Origin of the sequence: Enterococcus sp. HY326, assembly GCF_026157065.1 — a bacterium.
In the GTDB taxonomy this organism is placed as follows: domain Bacteria; phylum Bacillota; class Bacilli; order Lactobacillales; family Enterococcaceae; genus HY326.
In genome coordinates, this window is record NZ_JANLGQ010000003.1 from 201,825 (window position 1) to 220,671 (window position 18,847).

14 protein-coding genes are annotated in these 18,847 nt (G+C 38.9%); 10 read left to right on the top strand and 4 right to left on the bottom strand.

Translation table 11 applies throughout. The features are described from left to right. Positions 1 to 3 precede the first annotated feature (3 nt). Positions 4 to 1,506 carry a xylulokinase gene (xylB, locus tag ORH16_RS08840; protein WP_265458107.1) on the top strand — a complete coding sequence of 501 codons (1,503 nt, stop codon included), beginning with the start codon at positions 4 to 6 and terminating at the stop codon, positions 1,504 to 1,506. A 61-nt stretch (positions 1,507 to 1,567) separates the two neighbouring features. Here xylB and ORH16_RS08845 read toward each other — a convergent pair whose 3' ends face one another. Beyond that, on the bottom strand, positions 1,568 to 3,079 hold the full coding sequence (locus tag ORH16_RS08845; protein ID WP_265458109.1) for a glycoside hydrolase family 43 protein: 1,512 nt from the start codon (positions 3,077 to 3,079) through the stop codon (positions 1,568 to 1,570). A gap of 212 nt (positions 3,080 to 3,291) precedes the next feature. Here ORH16_RS08845 and ORH16_RS08850 point away from each other — a divergent pair, with 212 nt between their 5' ends. Next, complete coding sequence (locus ORH16_RS08850; RefSeq protein WP_265458110.1) at positions 3,292 to 4,752, top strand: glycoside hydrolase family 1 protein; 1,461 nt, start codon at positions 3,292 to 3,294, stop codon at positions 4,750 to 4,752. Positions 4,753 to 4,904: 152 nt separating this feature from the next. Here the strand turns inward: ORH16_RS08850 and ORH16_RS08855 are convergent, their stop codons facing one another. Continuing rightward, a complete protein-coding gene (locus ORH16_RS08855) occupies positions 4,905 to 5,711 on the bottom strand; it encodes an AraC family transcriptional regulator (protein ID WP_265458112.1) in 807 nt (268 codons plus the stop codon). Positions 5,712 to 5,818: 107 nt separating this feature from the next. Here ORH16_RS08855 and ORH16_RS08860 point away from each other — a divergent pair, with 107 nt between their 5' ends. Continuing rightward, positions 5,819 to 7,819 carry a beta-galactosidase gene (locus tag ORH16_RS08860; protein WP_265458113.1) on the top strand — a complete coding sequence of 667 codons (2,001 nt, stop codon included), beginning with the start codon at positions 5,819 to 5,821 and terminating at the stop codon, positions 7,817 to 7,819. 92 nt (positions 7,820 to 7,911) lie between these two features. On the opposite strand, the gene ORH16_RS08865 is transcribed toward ORH16_RS08860, so the two are convergent. Together ORH16_RS08865 and ORH16_RS08870 are read right to left on the bottom strand one after the other, a co-directional pair. Beyond that, a complete protein-coding gene (locus ORH16_RS08865; protein ID WP_265458115.1) occupies positions 7,912 to 9,693 on the bottom strand; it encodes a sensor histidine kinase in 1,782 nt (593 codons plus the stop codon). A 9-nt stretch (positions 9,694 to 9,702) separates the two neighbouring features. Next, positions 9,703 to 10,308 carry a DUF624 domain-containing protein gene (locus ORH16_RS08870; protein ID WP_265458116.1) on the bottom strand — a complete coding sequence of 202 codons (606 nt, stop codon included), beginning with the start codon at positions 10,306 to 10,308 and terminating at the stop codon, positions 9,703 to 9,705. Between the two features lie 248 nt (positions 10,309 to 10,556). On the opposite strand from ORH16_RS08870, the gene ORH16_RS08875 reads away from it, so the two are divergent. The 7 genes from ORH16_RS08875 (at position 10,557) to ORH16_RS08905 (ending at position 18,741) form a co-directional block, all read left to right on the top strand. Next, positions 10,557 to 11,498, top strand: coding sequence for an ABC transporter permease (locus ORH16_RS08875; protein ID WP_416207848.1), 942 nt, complete (start codon positions 10,557 to 10,559; stop codon positions 11,496 to 11,498). An 11-nt stretch (positions 11,499 to 11,509) separates the two neighbouring features. After that, complete coding sequence (locus ORH16_RS08880) at positions 11,510 to 12,451, top strand: carbohydrate ABC transporter permease (RefSeq protein WP_265458120.1); 942 nt, start codon at positions 11,510 to 11,512, stop codon at positions 12,449 to 12,451. A 34-nt stretch (positions 12,452 to 12,485) separates the two neighbouring features. Next, entirely contained in the window at positions 12,486 to 14,231 is a 1,746-nt protein-coding gene (locus tag ORH16_RS08885; RefSeq protein WP_265458122.1) for an extracellular solute-binding protein, read from the top strand. A 119-nt stretch (positions 14,232 to 14,350) separates the two neighbouring features. Next, on the top strand, positions 14,351 to 14,992 hold the full coding sequence (locus tag ORH16_RS08890) for an SGNH/GDSL hydrolase family protein (RefSeq protein ID WP_265458123.1): 642 nt from the start codon (positions 14,351 to 14,353) through the stop codon (positions 14,990 to 14,992). Position 14,993: 1 nt separating this feature from the next. After that, the gene (locus tag ORH16_RS08895; RefSeq protein ID WP_265458125.1) at positions 14,994 to 16,454 is read left to right on the top strand and encodes an alpha-L-fucosidase; all 1,461 of its coding nucleotides are present in this window, start codon (positions 14,994 to 14,996) and stop codon (positions 16,452 to 16,454) included. 10 nt (positions 16,455 to 16,464) lie between these two features. Then, positions 16,465 to 17,292, top strand: coding sequence for an alpha/beta hydrolase (locus ORH16_RS08900; RefSeq protein ID WP_265458126.1), 828 nt, complete (start codon positions 16,465 to 16,467; stop codon positions 17,290 to 17,292). Positions 17,293 to 17,322: 30 nt separating this feature from the next. Then, complete coding sequence (locus tag ORH16_RS08905) at positions 17,323 to 18,741, top strand: response regulator (protein WP_265458128.1); 1,419 nt, start codon at positions 17,323 to 17,325, stop codon at positions 18,739 to 18,741. Positions 18,742 to 18,847: the final 106 nt, after the last annotated feature.

Here is an 18,847-nt window from a genome sequence, read left to right on the forward strand (position 1 = left end):
AAAATGCCCTACGTATTAGGAATTGATTTAGGCACGAGCTCACTAAAAGGCCTTTTGATGAATCAGGCCGGCGAGGTAGTTGCCACGGCAGCCCAAGATTATCCATTAATTCAACCGGCTTCTGGCTACAGTGAGCAAGATCCGCAGCATTGGGTTGCAGCCTGTAGCGCTGTTTTTGAAAGTTTAAAAAGTGAAGTGGCTGATTTTACAGAAGAGCTAGTAGGCATTAGTTTTTCGGGACAGATGCACAGCTTAGTTCTATTAGATGAAGAAAAACAAGTGTTGCGCAATGCCATTTTGTGGAATGATGTACGAACCACGAAACAATGTCAGAAAATCATGGCAGAATTTGGAACAGAGTTGTTAGCAATTACGAAAAATATTGCTTTAGAAGGCTTTACTCTACCTAAAATTTTATGGGTGCAGGAAAATGAACCAGAGATTTGGCAACAGGTACGCCATTTAATGCTGCCAAAAGATTATCTTGGCTATTGGCTGACAGATACAATTCATATGGATTATTCTGATGCAGCCGGAACATTGCTTTTGGATATTAAAGAAAAACAGTGGTCACCGGCGATTCTAGAGAAGTTTGCTATTTCGAAGGATTTATTGCCGCAATTAATTGAATCATCAGGAATGACGGGTCTCTTGAAAAAAGAATTAGCAGAACAATTTGGCTTTAGCAAAGAAGTCAAAATTTTTGCTGGCGGTGCAGATAATGCTTGCGCTGCAGTTGGATCAGGAATTTTGGCAGAAGGTATCGGCATGGCTAGCATCGGAACTTCAGGTGTCTTCTTGTCCTATGAAAATTCCGCTGACCAAGACTACCAAGGGAAACTCCATTTATTTAATCACGCTCAAAAAGATAGTTATTACTCAATGGGTGTAACTTTAGCAGCAGGCCATAGCCTTAGCTGGTTTAAAGAGGTTTTCGCTGCAGGTTTATCCTTTGATGAGTTACTAAAGGGCGTCCATGATGTGCCAGTCGGAGCAGCTGGATTATTGTTCACGCCTTATATTAGCGGTGAACGGACACCCCATGTCGATGGCAAAATTCGCGGCAGCTTCATCGGGATGGATGATCAGCACACCTTTAATCATTTCACCCGAGCCGTATTGGAGGGCATTACTTTTTCTTTGAAGGACTCACAGGTCTTGATGGAGGAGGTAGCAGGTCGCAAATTCGAAAAGATTATTTCAGTTGGTGGCGGCGCTAAGAATGCCGATTGGCTGCAGATGCAAGCAGATATTTTTAATGCAGAAGTAACCAGTCTGGTCTCCGAACAAGGGCCAGGACTAGGGGCAGCCATGCTAGCCGCTATTGGCTTAAATTGGTTTGCTGACTTGAAAGCTTGTGCAGAAGTATTTGTGGCATATAAACAGTCACATTTTCCAATTCAAGAAAATGTCGCAGCTTATCAAGAAATTTATCAAGAGTATCGGAAAGTTTATTCAGCGACAAGCGAGTTGAGTCATGAGTTGCGGGAGCTAGCAGAGGAATAGTATTGTAAAATGTCGATAAAAAGAATTGCTTCTGAGAGTTGAGTTCTCAGAAGCAATTCTTTTAATCTAATTCTTGATAGTCAAACCATTCGCACACAATTGGGGTCACTGATTCTTTCCCATTTCCAGTAGCGTATAAGGCTAGATAAGGTCCGGTAAATAAGCCGCCAACCTCTGTTGTTAAATTGACCGTGGTTGCCTCGCCAATTTTTTGTAGAGAATTTTCTTCTGTACCACCAAAAAATTGATAGAGTTTTTTATCGCCACGAATTTCTAAAAAGTAAGGGGTACCAGCCATCAGTGGATCTTCAGTAACCTTTGTCATCTTATCAAAAATACTAACGGTTTGTCTGAAGATAATGGCTGTGGGCTCATCTTGTTGTAGCGCAATTTCATAATGATGCTGTCGATTAAGAAAAATACTTAAACCAAACTCAGTGCCATCCTGCATTTGTGGCAAAATGAATTTCGCTTTAGCAAAAAAATGAAAAGCTGTTTGGCGACGGCCTAACCAAGTCAGACCAGCTTCGGAGTTTAAAGTTTCAGCGGTTCCCAAGAGATTCAGCCCCTGTTCATCTGTAAAAATATGAACATCATCTTGTTCGTATAAATAATTCCAAGTTGCATCGACGCCCTGTTTTGAAAAAATTGTTTTTGCTGGCTGACTAGGAAATACTTTTTCCGGTAGACCAGTTGCCTCCATTTCTAATGAGAGGCTGCCATTGTTGCCTAAAATTGGCCATGCTCCTGACCAATCAACTGGGAATAAAAAGGTTTCTCTACCCAGTAAATGTTTCGGTGTGAAGGTGCCAATTGTGCGGATACCGAGGCAGACCCCCCACCAATTTCCTAAATGATCTTCAATTAAATCTGCATGACCGACTGCTTGAATCGGATTTTGCAAACTGCGATTCGTTAAAATCGGATTTTCAGCGTAAGCTTCATAAGGTCCTAACATATTTTTACTACGGGAAATCGTCACCATGTGCCCAAAAGATGTCCCACCTTCGGCAATTACTAAATAATAATAATCGCCTTTTTTATAAAGATGCGGACCCTCCGGATCAGCAGCGCCAATGCCCTGCCATAATTCATGGCGAGGACCGGTTGCACCTGTAGTTAAATCCAGCTCGCAAAGATAAATTGTTTTGTGGGTACCCACATAAAAGGCTTTGTCACCTTCGAAATATAAAGAAGGATCAATTCCGGGTAAATCAATCCAAATCGGGTCGGACCATTCTCCGTGAATATCGTCTGTCCAAATAACAAAGTTTCCTGATGTAAAATTACCCTCTGATACATTTGTGCAAATAACGTAAAAACGGCCATTGTGATGTCGAATGGTCGGTGCATACAAACCAAAGCCATTTGGAACTTTATGAGAAAGTGTTAGTTGACTATTGCGGGAAATACAGTGACCTAATTGCTGCCAATGGATTAAATCCCGACTGTGGAATAAAGGCAAGCCAGGAAAATATTCAAAGGAACTGGTGACTAAATAGTAATCTTCGCCGACACGGCAGATGCTGGGATCTGGATAAAAACCTGATAGAATTGGATTTTTATATTTCAAAATAAAAACGCCTCCTTTTTGTGTGAATCATAGCATGATTCACTAATAAAAAAGATGGAGAAATTAGATGTGTTACTGTACAAATTAGCGTTATTTATATAGCGTTTTTTTAGTCTGGAAAATAGTTTCAAATTCTATTATTTTAGGTTAATTTTCTTGAATAAGTTCAAAAAAGCTTGTGCTAAAGTTAAGCTAAAGAACGGGGGATGAACATGTATCACAAGACATTAGATGCTTTTCCGGAAAAATTTTTATGGGGAGCAGCTTCGGCGGCTTATCAAGTTGAAGGCGCATGGGATAAAGATGGCAAAGGGCCTTCTATTTGGGATGATTTTGTAAAAATACCTGGGAAAACTTTTGAAGGAACGGATGGGGAAGTTGCTGTAGACCATTATGGACATTATAAAGAAGATGTCGCATTGATGAAAAAGATGGGCTTGAAAGCTTATCGTTTTAGTGTGGCTTGGAGCCGAATTATTCCTGATGGCGACGGTGAAGTAAATCAGGCGGGATTGGATTTTTATGAAGCTCTCGTCGATGAATTAATTGAAAATCAAGTGGAACCAGTCTTGACTTTATATCATTGGGATTTACCTCAAGCATTACAGGAACGGTACGGTGGTTGGGAATCCCGCAAAACTGTCGCGGCTTTCAAAAAATATTGCCAAGCTCTCTTTGAACGATTGGGAAAAAAAGTAAAGTATTGGGTTACGATGAATGAACAAAATGTCTTTATTTCTTTAGGCTATCGCTGGGCGGCGCATCCACCAGCAGTAACCGATGTTAAACGAATGTATGCTGCCAGCCATATTGTCAATTTAGCAAATGCTGAAGCGATTAAGCTTTTTCGCAAGATGGTGCCAGAAGGTTTAATTGGTCCCAGCTTTGGTTATGGACCAATGTATCCACTAACAGCTGATCCGCAAGATGTACTGGCGGCAGAAAATGGTGAGGCCTTTAATAATGATTGGTGGTTGTCGGTGTATTGCTTTGGGAAATATCCTAAATTTGTGATGAAGCAATTAAAACAATTGGAAATTGCCCCAGAGGTGACCGCAGAGGATGCCAAACTTCTGGCATCTGTGAAACCGGATTTTTTAGGAATTAATTATTATCATGGCGGTACTGCCAAGACGAATCGGATTGAAGCGCCCATTGAGGAGGAAAAAGAATTTTCAAAAACTGATCCTTATTTGATGCAGCCGAAAGAAGAGCAGGCAGTCTCGCCAGAAGTTCCGATGTTTAACAGTGTCGCCAATCCATATTTGGAAAAGACTGATTGGGGCTGGGAAATTGATCCAGTTGGTTTCAGAGTAGCTCTAAGACGAATTCAAGCCCGATACGACTTGCCGATTTTTATTACCGAAAATGGTCTTGGCGCCATCGATCAACTCACGGCCGATAAAAAGGTTCACGATCAATATCGGATTGATTATTTGGAAAAACATTTAGTGGAGCTACGCAAGGCAATTACCGATGGCGTTGAAATTATTGGTTACTGTGCATGGTCCTTTACAGATCTATTAAGTTGGTTAAATGGCTATAAAAAACGCTATGGCTTTGTCTATATTGATCGGGACGAGCATGAGGAAAGAAGTTTGGAGCGTATTCCCAAAGACAGCTTCTATTGGTATCAAAAAGTAATTCAAGAAAATGGTCGAAACCTCCAATAAAAAAGTTACAGCTATGACATAAGTTATACAGAGGGAACTCTTAAGGTTTGGTTTTGCTACTTAGTAAACCTTCAGTGGGATTTAGGTGTTTTCATTAAGTTTCACTTAGAGACATCCTTTTTGTTCAAGCTAAAGTCATAGCTTCTTTTCTTTCAACTGTGATAATACCGTCGAAAATTCTTCGGCGTCACCTGTTCGCTTCGTTTAAAAAGTGCAATAAAGTGACTGGCATTGCTAAAGCCAGTGGCGTCACTGATTTCTTGGATGGTTAGTAACGGCTCGTTGGCCAATAATTCTTTGGCCTTTTGCATCCGATACTCAAGCAGATATTGATTTGGGGAAGTCTGATAGACATCTTTAAAAAGCCGATTTAAATATTGAGGGCTGTAGCCAATTAATTGGGCAAGCTCTTCATTGCGAATATCTTCAGCGTAGTGTTTTTTTATATAATGGACCACAGGTTGAATCAAGTCATGATATTTTGAATAATGACTTGATTCAGCTAAGGTGGACTCTTTAATCAGCATCAAAAAAGAATAAATCATACCAGATACTTTTAACGGCGTCGTTAAAGTATCTTTTTCAATTTCTGCTGCTAATTGACTGACAAAATTTTCAACATCAATCGCATTTTCGGAAATTACTAGATAGTTGCCAAAGCCAAGCAGAGTCATAATTTCAGAAATCAGAGCGCCACCAAAAGTAAAGTAGGCTGTTTCCCAAGCGTCATTTGGATAGTAGTCATGAGGAATCGCTTGGTTGATTAAAATACTGGTACCAACTGGTAAATTAATTTTTTGATTGTCGATCAACACGGTGCCGCTACTTTTTTCAGAGAAAAGCCAATGGACATAAGGGTATCCTTTAGGCCGCTGAATCTGTTCCTGCTGCCAGTTAGTGCCAAAGCTGTCGACAAAGAGTGGTAAGCTGCGGTCCTTTTGATTAAAACTATAGCGCAAAATCAACGCCTCCAATTGTTTCGTTTTATGATATTTTGTCTTTTTTATTTACTACTATTCTACCATGTAAGCGTGTTAAAATGAGAAAAAATAGCTGGAGGTTTATTATGACATTTAAAAAAGTTTTGTTTGGTGGCGACTACAATCCTGAGCAATGGCCTAAGGAAGTATGGACAGAAGATATGCGGATGTTTGACTTGGCTTCGATTAATTCGGCGACTGTCAATGTTTTTTCTTGGGCCCAGCTGCAGCCTAGTGAAGAAGAATATGATTTTTCACAATTGGACGACATCATGGAGATGCTTAAAAAACATAATTATCAGATTGTATTGGCGACTTCGACAGCGGCATTGCCGGCTTGGATGAGCCGTCGTTATCCTGATGTTAATCGGGTTGATTTTGAAGGACGGCAGCATAAATTTGGCCATCGCCACAATGCTTGTCCCAATAGTCCGACCTTTAGAAAATACAGTCCACTTTTGGCTGGAAAGTTGGCAGAGCGCTATGGTGATTTGTCTGAGGTAGCTTGCTGGCATATTTCCAATGAGTATGGCGGAGAATGTTATTGCGAAAATTGTGAAAAAGCTTTTCGCGTGTGGCTGAAGAAAAAATATCAAACGTTAGAAAATTTAAATGATGCTTGGAACATGACTTTTTGGAGTCATAAAATTTATAGCTGGGAGGAAATTGTTGCGCCTAATGCCTTAGGCGATGCGATTGGTACTGAAAAAACAGCCTTTGCTGGAATTTCGATTGATTATCGCCGCTTTATGTCTGATTCAATGCTACAAAATTTTGTCGATGAAAAAAATCAAATCCGCAGATTCGATGCAACAACGCCAATTACGACAAATTTAATGGGCACGTATAAAGGTTTAGATTATTTTAAATGGGCCAAAGAAATGGATCTTGTTTCTTGGGACAGTTACCCGAGTTACAATACGCCGGCAAGCTATACAGCGATGTGTCATGACTTGATGCGGGGCTTGAAAAATGGTCAGCCCTTTATGCTGATGGAACAAACGCCAAGTCAACAAAATTGGCAGCCTTATAATTCTTTAAAACGCCCAGGGCAAATGAAAAATATGAGCTATCAAGCCATCGCTCACGGTGCAGACACGATTCAATATTTCCAATTGCGTCGCTCAAAAGGCGCCTGCGAAAAATTCCATGGGGCTGTGATTGACCATGTCGGTAATGAACATACAAGAGTCTTTAAGGAAGTTGCTGAATTAGGCGGTGAACTGGCTCAACTTGGTGACAGCTTCTTAACGGCAACTACACCAGCCAAAGTAGGACTCATTTTTGATTGGTCAAACTATTGGGCACTAGAATATACTAGTGGTCCGACAATTGAATTAAAATATGTCGAACAAATTCATCATTATTATCAAGAATTGTATCGCCGTAACATCGATGTTGATTTGGTACCGATTGATGGCGATTACGAAAAATATGATTTATTGCTGGCACCTTGTTTATATATGATTGAAGAAGCAAGTGCTAAAAAGATTGAAAAATATGTTACTGCTGGTGGAACTTTTGTGACCACCATGATGAGCGGGATTGTCAGTCAATCAGATAATGTTCATTTAGGTGGCTATCCGGGACCATTGAAGGAATTATTAGGAATCTGGGTGGAGGAATTTGACGCACTGCCACCAGAAACGCATTATCAAGTCGTCTTTGAAGATGGAAGGCAACAGGATTGTCGCATGCTTTGTGATATTATCCATCCGAAAGGGGCCCAAACGCTTGCTAATTATGGTAAGGGTGAATTCTATCAAGACACTCCGGCAATCACTCGCAATCAATTTGCCAAAGGTGCAGCCTATTACGTGGGTACCATGTTATCAGAGGCGGGCATGACAGAATTGTTTGATTTAATCCTAGCTGACTTAGATATTCCCGAATTAATTTTACCAGCGGGCATTGAAGTCAAAACAAGAATCAAAGACAATCAAGTTTTGAAATTTGTTTTGAATCATCGTAATGAAACTGTTGCAGCTACACTGCCTTTCAACGGGACTGATTTACTGGCTGGTCAAGCTTGTGGTGGTGATGTCGAGTTAGAACCTTTTGGGGTGAAGTTGATTGCGGTAAAATAAATGGAAATTAAAAAAGCTACCGATAGGCTAATATAGTAGATAAATTTCAAAGAGAAGGAAATTATCGACTGAAGCCTATAAGGTAGCTTTTTTTAATGCTCCATTGTTGATTTAATTTTCAAAGTAACTGTCGTGCCAACACCAACTTGACTAGTAATTGTCAGGCCGCATTCTGCTCCATAATAATTTTTTATGCGGCTATTCACATTTCTTAATCCAATATTTTGCGCATTGCCGAGATCATTTTCAGCAATTTTTTTGTGGACTTCAATCAGGCGTTCAGGTGAAATGCCAATGCCGTTATCTGTCACTTGGATAATCAAGTAATTGGCGTCTCTAGTGATGGTCAGTTGAATGTGGCCAGTGGTAGTTAGCCCCTCCAAACCATGGGAAATCGCATTTTCAACTAACGGCTGAATTAATAGCGGTAGTAAGCGAATTCCTTCAGTATCAAGATTATCTGCCACGTTAATTTCCAAATTTACGCGATCGCCAAAACGCAATTTTTGAATGTCGGCATACAGTTTAGTTGCCGCCAATTCCTCGGCCAAAGTGGTCTGTCTTTTGCCTTGACTATCTAAGGTGTAGCGCATGGATTTTGATAGTAATTTAATCGATTGGGCGGCGGCTTTATCTTGATTTTTTAAAGCGGTCATGCGAATGGTCTCTAACGTATTAAATAAAAAATGTGGATTTATCTGGCTGGAGAGTACACTGAATTCCATTTGTTTTTGTTGCGTCAGTAGTTCTTGTTCATGCAATTGCGATTGGAAAATGGCCTCTTCATTTTGTTTAATATGTTGGATAATCTTAAGGAAGTCCAAGGAGATTTTAGAAATTTCATCATTCCCTGAAATATTTTGAAAAAATTGGTAGTCTTCAATCGAAGCGTGATAAACTGCCGATTGCAGTTTTTTAATTCTGCGGGCAAAAATATTAGCAAAGATGATGATGATAATCGCTGTTGTCAAAAGTGTCAGTAGTAGAACACTCGACCATTTGAAAATATTATTACGCAGATTGCCAAATGCGTTAAAATCCATTGAATAAATGTGGATTTGATCCGATTGATTGCCTAAATCCAAAGTTGTGGTAGCCAGCAAAACATTTTCTCTGTTACCAATCGTTGCAAACTGAGTATTAATTATTTCAGATTGGGCTTTTAGCTCCTCAAATGGATTGGTCCCCAAGTCATTAATGTGGTCGCTGTAAAATAAGACATCTTGGTTTAAAGACATCTGATTGGTGTAATCAGAATTATTAATGCGATTACGCAAAAAATTATAATCCACAACGATTTCCACGACTGCCTGATAATCAGAGAGGGGAAGCGGCAGCTGCTTATAAATCGTCAATAAGGAAAAATTACCATCAGATGTTTGGGTAGTTTTCCAAAAGGAGTCAGGTGTGACAGTAGCTTGTTTGAACCATTCGGACGCCTGCAATTCCGTTGTTGCTTGAGCAAAATTTTGATAATCAGGAATTGTCAAATTCGTAGTATAAATCCGAATTGATGAAATGGAAGTATCCTGCTGTTTTAGTTTTGTTAAGGCATCATATTGGCTTAAAGATTCTCGAGCAGCAGTCTCTGATTCATAGTCTTGACTCAGGAATGACCGGAGCTCTGTATCTGTCGATAAACTTGCAACATCATTTTTTAAGGAGCTGGTGCGCTCAAAAATCACAGAGCGGACTCGTTGAGCATCTGAAACAGCCAAGTCTTGATAGCTCTGACTGAGCTGTCTAGTGGAATCTAAGATTAGTAAGCCGCCGATAATTAGTGTGGCTAAAAAGATTATTGGGATATAAATAATAAACAATTGAAACTTAATTGAATACTGGCTTAAGTTGAGTTTGCTCCATCTGTTTTTCATAGTGCAGACCTATCTATGATTAGCAAAAATTGATAGGAGTAAAAAGGCTCCGCAATAGGCTGAAAATGAAAAGCCTAAAAACAAAATGAAATAACTGAACCCCGGTATTATGAAGGCCAATAAAAACATCGTCAATGGAATCAGTAAAATCCCTAAGCTTTTCATTGGATGAGCCATCACTAGCAGTAGGCTGTTTTGCAGGGTTTGTTTGGTTGAGGTTTGGTACTTAGCAGTTAAGCCACAACTAATCAGAAATGCTAAAAAAAGAAATAGGCTAACAAGACCTGCTAGCATGCCAATAACTGTCCCTAAAGTCGTTTCAAAAGAAAACCAGAAGAATGCACTAAAAGTTAAAGCCACCAACGGGATCAGATAAAAAGGGAATAGCTTTAAGGCAGTTTTGAAATTGGTTTTAAAACTTCTGAAATAGTTTTTAATTAGATAGCCACTTTCGTGATCTGCAAAATCTAAGGTTACATCATAAAGCGCCGTTGTGGCTATACCAATCGTAATAATTGGTAAACAAGATAGAATGTAAATGACATTTAAACAGATAAATTGTGCTGCTGTCGTTGTAATTTTAAAAAATTGACTATTAGGATTAAAAGTAATCATGCTCATCAGTCCTTCTTATAAGATAGTTGTATTTTACATTATAAAAGGTAGAATACAAAATTTGTTAAAAGTTGATAAAACAATCAAGAAAGCGCTATCCATCGGGCTTCTTATTTAAAATTGACAGGTTTTGGTTAAAAAGAAGTCTATTTTGTAGGGTAAGGAGATACTCTTTTGTCCGGTGGAAGAACCGCTTTTAAATGCTATGATATAGAAAATAAAACGTTTACAAGAAAAGGGGTATTGTTATGGAGGTTCAGTTGAAGAGCCGGAAAAAAGCTAAAAAAAGGGCTAACCGAGAAGGAAAAATCATGTTTTTAACGATTATACCCTTCTTAATTTTAGTTTTTCTTTTTGCTTATTTTCCATTACACGGCTGGATTTATGCATTATATGATTATCGGCCAGCTTTGGGATTGTCGGGCAGTGAGTTTGTCGGTTTAAAATGGTTTAATATGTTGGTATCCAATCCAACACAAGTGAGTCAAATTCTCCAAGTAATGAAAAATACTTTTGCGATGAGTTTCTTAGGTATTGCCACTTCTATTTTCCCAGTTGCCTTTGCGATATTTTTAAATGAAATCAAATGCAAGTGGTTTAAAAATATTGTACAGACACTCACCACCTTACCAAATTTTATCAGTTGGGTACTTGTTTATACAATTGCTTTTAGTTTATTTTCAACAACCGGACTGTTGAACTCATTACTTTTAGATTGGGGCGTCATTGTTGAACCCCTTAAAATTTTAGACAGCAACAGCCACACTTGGTTAATGATGTGTCTGTGGAACCTTTGGAAAGGTCTTGGCTGGGGTGCCATTATGTATCTGGCGGGAATTTCCGGCATCGACCCTGAACTTTATGAAGCAGCTCGAATCGACGGCGCCAATCGTTTCCAATTAATGCGCAATGTCACTTTGCCAGCACTTATGCCAACTTACCTAGTCATGTTGATGCTTTCGATTGCCAACTTATTAAACAATGGGATGGATCAGTATTTTGTTTTTCAGAATGCGTTTAACAGTGAAAATATTCAAGTGTTAGATTTATATGTATACAATCTAGGACTAGGCGGCAACAGTTTGTCATTAGCGACGGCTATTAGCATGTTGAAGAGTTTGATTAGTGTGGCGCTACTTGTAATCGTTAACTTTGCTTCTAAAAAAATTCGCGGATCGTCCATCATTTAGGAGGTGAGAAAATGGAATTGTCTATGAAAGAGAACAAAAAAAAGCAACGGAAACATAAAAAGCCTTCTAAAGAAACAGTTGGTTTTAATATTGTAAACTATTTATTTTTCGGGATTATCACCATCATATGCGCTTATCCTTTCTATTACTTAATTATAAATTCAATCAGTAATAACGAACTTAGTGCACTTGGAGCCATTCGTTTTTTCCCAGAAGGAATCCATTTTGAGAATTATAAGCAAGTCCTACAGTTAAATGGTTTGTACTCTGCAGCTGCAATTTCCGTTGCTAGAACGGTTTTAGGAACAGCAGCTACTGTCTTAGCTTCAGCATTTTTAGGCTTTATGTTCACTCAAGAAAAACTTTGGAAACGTAAGTTTTGGTATCGTTTTATCATCATTACGATGTACTTTAATGCTGGGTTGATTCCAATGTTTATCACGATGAGAAATCTTGGACTGACGAATAGCTTTTGGGTATATATCCTACCAGCGATTGTCCAACCTTTTAATATCATTTTAGTGAAGACCTATATCGAATCAATTCCTAAATCATTGCAGGAAGCAGCTGAAATGGATGGCGCTAATATTTTACAAGTATTCTTCAAAGTAATTTTGCCAAACTGTACACCAATTTTAGCAACGGTAGCTATTTTCTCAGCGGTTGCTCAATGGAATTCATTCCAAGATACGCTGATTTATATCACAGATCAAAGCCTTTATTCGTTACAATATTTATTATACACCTACATTAATCAAGCAAGCTCTTTAGCTTCTTTAGTGAGAAACTCAGGGGGAGTTGTATCGAGTGTGGCGTCGGCAGCGACAACTCAGACACCGACATCTATTCGTATGACTGTTTCAGTCGTCGTCGTATTACCAATCATGTTTATTTACCCAATGTTCCAAAAATATTTTGTAAAAGGAATTATGTTGGGTGCAGTAAAAGGCTAATTTGAGTAGTTAAAATTGAAGGGAGAATTTATTAATGAGCAAGAAATGGGTAAAGTATGGCGGACTGGCATTGTTATTAGTTAGCAGTGTAGCTGGAATGGCAGCATGTGGTTCAGCAAGTTCAGCAGATGATTCACAAGATAATAGCGGAGAGACAATCACGATTGATGTGTACTCCGACACAGCTAATTACATGGGAATTCAAAGTGGATGGTTTGGAAAATTAGTCAAAGATAAATTTAACATTGAACTAAATATTATCGCTCCAAATGTAGCAGGAAATGGTGACACACTGTATCAAACAAGAACAGCGGCTGGCGACTTAGGCGATTTAATTTTAACAAGTACTGGTGAAAGATATGATGAGCTATTACAAGCCGGATTGTTGTACGATGCAACAGATTTATATGCAGATATGGAATTTTTACCTGAATATGATGGTGCTGTTCAAAACTTGAACGAAAATCAAGGTGCCATTTACGGATTTCCAACAGAAGTTTCTAACTCAGCGCCAGACACTCCATCTGAAGGACTAGATTTAAATGTTGGAGCATATTTACGCTGGGATTTATACGGTGAATTAGGTTATCCAGAAATGAATACATTGGAAGATTTATTACCGGTTTTACAAGACATGCAAGAAAGTAATCCTACGACTGGGAATGGACAACAAGTTTATGGATTTTCACTATTTAGCGATTGGGATGGAGACTATATGTCAAATGCTGTCCAATTAGCGCAATTATACGGCTATGATTCAGTAGGTTATGTCTTAGCTAAAACAGATGGATCTGATTATCAAGGAATTTTAGATGATGATTCTGAATATATTCGAGCGTTGAAACTTTATTTTGAAGCGAATCAGATGGGCTTAGTAGATCCGGAATCAACAACACAAAACTGGGATACTTTATACTCTAAGTTCCAAGGGGGACAAGTATTATATTCTTGGTATCATTGGTTAGGTCAGCAAGCCTTTAATACTGTTGATAATACTAGTAATGGTGTCGGTTTCATGATGGCTTCTATTGCAGATCAAAAAAATTATTCAACAGGTGCTCGCACAAATGGTGGCAACTTATTCTTGGGTATTGGAGCAAATGCTGAAGAGCCAGAACGAATTGCTGATTTTATAGATTGGTTGTATTCACCAGAGGGAATTTCAACAAATGCTTCTCAAACTGTCGGTGGTGCAGGTATTGAAGGATTGACTTGGGAAGTAGATGATGCAGGTCAACCACAGCTAACTGATTTTGGCGTGGAAGCTTTAATCAATGGTGATGCTGAGGTACCAGAAGAATATGGTGGCGGAAATTATGCCGACGGAAATTCAGCATTGAATGTACGCACAGTTATGTTAATTGATGAAAATCCTGATACAGGATATCCATATAACTTTAATCAATGGGATAGTTATTTAACTGAAACATTGACGCCATTAAAAGAAGATTGGTCAAGTCACATGGATGGAGCAACTAGTGCAGTTGAATATCTAGAAAGTCATGACGAAATTGCTGTCGCACCTGGAGCGACCTACACGAGACCAGAAGACAGTTCAGATATTTCAACAGTCAGAAATCAAGTTAGCTCTTCAATCAAAGATTATTCTTGGCGGATGATTTTTGCTAGCGATGAAGCAGAATTTAACTCACTATTAGATGAACTACAAAGTACAGCAATTGGACTTGGCTATGAACAAGTTTTAGAAGTAGATATGGCAAGTGCTGAAGAACAAGATGCTGCTCGAGTTGAGGTTATGTCAGAATATGCAGCGCAATAGAAATTAAATCTTGAATTTTAGAGTTGTAGCATAAGTAAAAAAACACTTGTGCTACAACTCTATTACTGATTAATAAAGGTAGCTAAAAGATAGAAAAAGATTATAAAGGACTTGATACCATGTTCAAAAAAAAGGAACGCATAGTTTTTGTCGGGGATTCGATTACCGATGCTGGTCGTGACTACGGAGCTGCTCCGGCTGCTTGGTCTTCATGGGGCGAGGGCTTCGTTAATTTAATCAATGCTTATACAACAGGCCTTCATCCTGAAAAAGAGTTGATGATTATCAATCAGGGAATCAGTGGAAATCGAATTACAGATTTAAAGGAGAGATGGGCGGAAATTATGGCTCTTCAGCCAGATTGTTTGACGATTATGATTGGTGTGAATGATGTCTGGCGACAGTTTGATGGAACGTTTATGCAGCAGGAACAGGTAAAATTGGATAAATTTGAAAAAATCTATGAAGAGCTTATTCTTGAAAGTTTAGAAAAGAGAATAAAGCTTGTCTTGCTCTCTGCTTTTATGGTAGAGGCTAATCAAGAGGACCCAATGAAAAAAATGCTGATGACTTATAATCAGATTACTGAAAAATTGGCGGACAAATATGGATTGTCTTATGTTGATTTACAAGTTGAGATGGATCGCTTTACAGCACTTCAGTCATCCTATGTTTTGAGTGCAGATCGGGTCCATCCATCATTGGCAGGACATGTCATAATTGCCAAAGCTTGGTTGCAGGCGGTCAAGTTGGAGGGGTAAGATGCTATCTTTAGCAGAAATTAAAAAAATTGCCAATCAAGGTCCTTTTTTCCCGAATTGGCAATCTTTGAAACAATTTGAGATACCAACGTGGTTTAAGGAGGCCAAGTTTGGCATTTTTATTCATTGGGGACTATACAGCATTCCAGCGTTTAATAATGAATGGTATTCCCGCAATATGTATATTGAAGGTCATCCAGAATTTAATCATCATCGTCAAACATATGGTCCGCAGGATAAATTCGGTTATCAGGATTTTATTCCATTATTTACTGCTGAAAAATTTCATCCCGAAGAATGGGTGTCTCTATTTAAACAAGCGGGAGCTAAATATATTTTTCCTGTAGCTGAGCATCATGATGGCTTTCAAATGTATAACAGTGAAATTTCGCACTTCAATGCAGCTGAAATGGGACCTAAACGAGATATTTTGAAGGAACTGAAACATTCATCAGAGGCTGCTGGTCTGCATTTTTGTACGTCCTCTCATCGAGCTGAACATTGGTTTTTCTTTGGTCATGGCAAAGAGTTTACAAGCGATGTCAGAGAACCACTAGAAAAAGGTGATTTCTATTGGCCCGCTATGCCAGAGCCAGATAATCAAGCACTTTATAGTGAACCATATCCAACAGACGAATTTTTAGAAGACTGGCTTTTGCGTACTTGCGAAATTATTGAGCAGTACCAACCGGAAATCTTGTATTTCGATTGGTGGATTCAACATGCTGCTTTTAAGGAAAGCTTACAATTGCTGGCGGCTTTTTATTACAATCGTGGTGCTCAATGGCAAAGACCAACTAGTATTTCCTATAAACATGACGCAATGATGTTTGGCTCGGGTATTGTAGAAATCGAGAGAGGAAAATTTGCTGATTCACAGCCATTTTATTGGCAGACAGATACGGCGATTGCCCGCAACTCATGGTGTTACACCACTACACTGGATTACAAAACACCAAAAGAAATTTTACATGATTTAATTGAAGTTGTTAGCAAAAATGGTAATTTATTATTAAATGTTGGGCCAAAAGGGAATGGTGAAATTCCCCAGCGAGACCGGGAAATTTTAGAAACCCTCGGAGCTTGGTTAGCAGTTAATGGAGCTGCCATTTATAAGTCGAAGCCTTGGCGTAAAGCTGGAGAAGGGCCAACAAAATTAAAATCGGGTCAATTTCAAGAGGCAAGTATCCAAACCTATACTTCTGAAGATATCAGATTTACGGTTCAAGGAGATAGCATTTATGCAATATTTATGGAGCCGCCGCAAGGGACTGCTTGGATAAAATCGTTAGGAGATAGCCAAGACCAAAATATTCCAGAATTTCACGGAATTATCAAAAAAATTACCTTGTTAGAAAATTCAGAGGAGCTAGTTTGGCAAAAAAGTCAACAAGGGTTACAGGTGAATGTACCAAAACTAGCGACAGAATTACCGATTGTACTAAAAATTCAAATAGAGTAGAGGGATTTTTGTGATTCATGATAAAATTGCACTACCAATTAACGGAAGCACTGCAAACTTAACAACCTATGTGATGGAAAATTCTCAGGAAATGGATGTGAGCTGGCGACGACCAGCAATGATTATTTGTCCCGGCGGTGGTTACGAAATGACTTCAGATCGTGAAGCAGAACCGATTGCTATAAAGATGATGAGTTTTGGATATCAAGTTTTCGTTTTACGCTACAGTGTTCAACCAGCAACCTATCCGACAGCTCTAATACAGTTAGCTGCTAGCGTTGCGCTAGTCAGAAAAAATAGTGAAAAATGGTTTGTAAATCCCGAAAAAATTATTGTTGCTGGATTTTCCGCTGGTGGGCATTTAGCAGCCCATCTTGGTGTTGCTTGGCAAACTGAAGTGATTGCTGATTATCTTGAAGGCCCTAGAGAGAGCTGGCGGCCTAACGCATTGCTCCTGAGTTACCCTGTGATTAGTAGTGGTTCTTTTGGACATCAGGATTCTTTTAAAAATCTATTAGGGGAAAATTATCAACAGGCTGCTGCTGATTTTTCCTTAGAAAATTTGGTGACCAACAAGACGCCGCCGACTTTTATTTGGCATACTGGCGAGGATGGCTTGGTACCGGCTGAAAACAGCCTGCTTTTTACGGCAGCCTTGCGTAAAGTTCAGGTTCCTGTTGAGCTACATTTGTTCACCAAGGGTGGGCACGGCCTGTCGTTAGCCGTGAAGGAAACTGCTACAGGTCTGCCACTATATGGAATTGAAAAAACGGTAGCCGTTTGGCCAGAACTTTTTGCAAAGTGGTTTGAAGAGTTGTTTGAAAGCGAGCAATCGTGAGGTTAAAGAGATAGAAAACTAGGAGGTCCCATGAAAAAGATATTAGTAATTGATGACGAAGAAATGATTAGAACGGGATTACCTAATTTGATTGAATGGGAAGACTATGGTTATCAGGTAGCATGGACTGCTGAAAACGGTGAAGAAGGCTTAAAAATTATTTTGGCTGAGCATCCGGATTTAGTCATTACTGATATCCGGATGCCAAAAATGAACGGTTTAGAGATGTTGAAGCAGGCCAAGGCGCAGCAAAGCGATTTTTATTCGATTGTTTTATCGGGATATTCAGATTTTGAATATGCTAAAGAAGCGATTAAGCTCGGCTTGGCTTCTTATCTGCTAAAGCCTGTGGATGAAGACGAATTAATTGAAATTCTCGTTTCAATTAATCAAAGCGATCAAGTACAACGGGAAAACACCTTAAAGCAAGAACTGATGAGCAAAATTTTTGGCAATGACCACACTGGACTGCAAGGATTTCAGCAGATTAATTGTCTGTGTTATCCCCAAGAAGAAGTCCCTGAAATGTTAGAAACAATTGTTCAGCATGCAGCCGTGACCGTTACTTTGAATAACTTTGGCTATAATTATTTGTTTTTATTAGATAAGGTAGCACTTGAAGTAGCTGGTAAAAGCTTAGTCGACCTGTTAGGGCAAGAAGAAATCTTAATGACTGGTTGGCTAAAAACAAATCAAGATTTGCACGTAATAGCGGAGACTGTTCGAGAATTACAGCGAATGACTTTTTTGTTTTCCAATCAGTGGATTTCCCAAGCAAAACTACTAAAAAAACAAAGTCAGGTTGTTTACACTGAACATATCACCAATCAGTTTGTCGAAACTATTTTAAATAATCAACCCCTACTGCCGACCTTAACGGCTTATCGAAATAATTTCATTTTTGAATTGGCTTATGAGAGGGACATTAAATGGCATGTCAATCACGAGTTTGAACAGATTATTCTGCAGGTAGCACAGCGGATTGGTGCTAGCCCAGAAACGTTAACCGCTGAAAATCATTCAAACAAAGAATTTTTTTGGAGTGCAGTGACTTGCGCAGATTTACTGCAACGTTTTCAAGAAAGACTGGCAGAATTCTCACTTTCTGTGGCTAAGCAGTTAAACAATTTAGATATTGTCTTAGAGATTATCCATTTCTTGGAGAAAAATTATCAAAAGGATTTAACCTTAAAATCAGTCTCAGATCAATTCGGTTATAACAGTGCTTATCTAGGGAAAAAATTTAAAAAGAAAACAAATGAAACTTTTTTGAGCTATTTAGAGAAGATTAGAATGAATCGAGCAGCGGACCTCTTGCAAAATTCCAATTTAATGGTCTATGAGGTGGCCGAAAATGTCGGTTATCACAATGTAGATTATTTCTACAAAAAATTTAAGCAATTTTTTAAGCAGTCACCAAATGAGTTCCGCAAAAAGATAACAGAGTAATCTAGGTTGAACACTTGGGCTAGTAGAACTATTTTTCCCGCAGTCAATTACGATTGATGATGGTGGATAGTTTACAGTAGCTGAAGTGTTTTTCTATTTTAGGTAA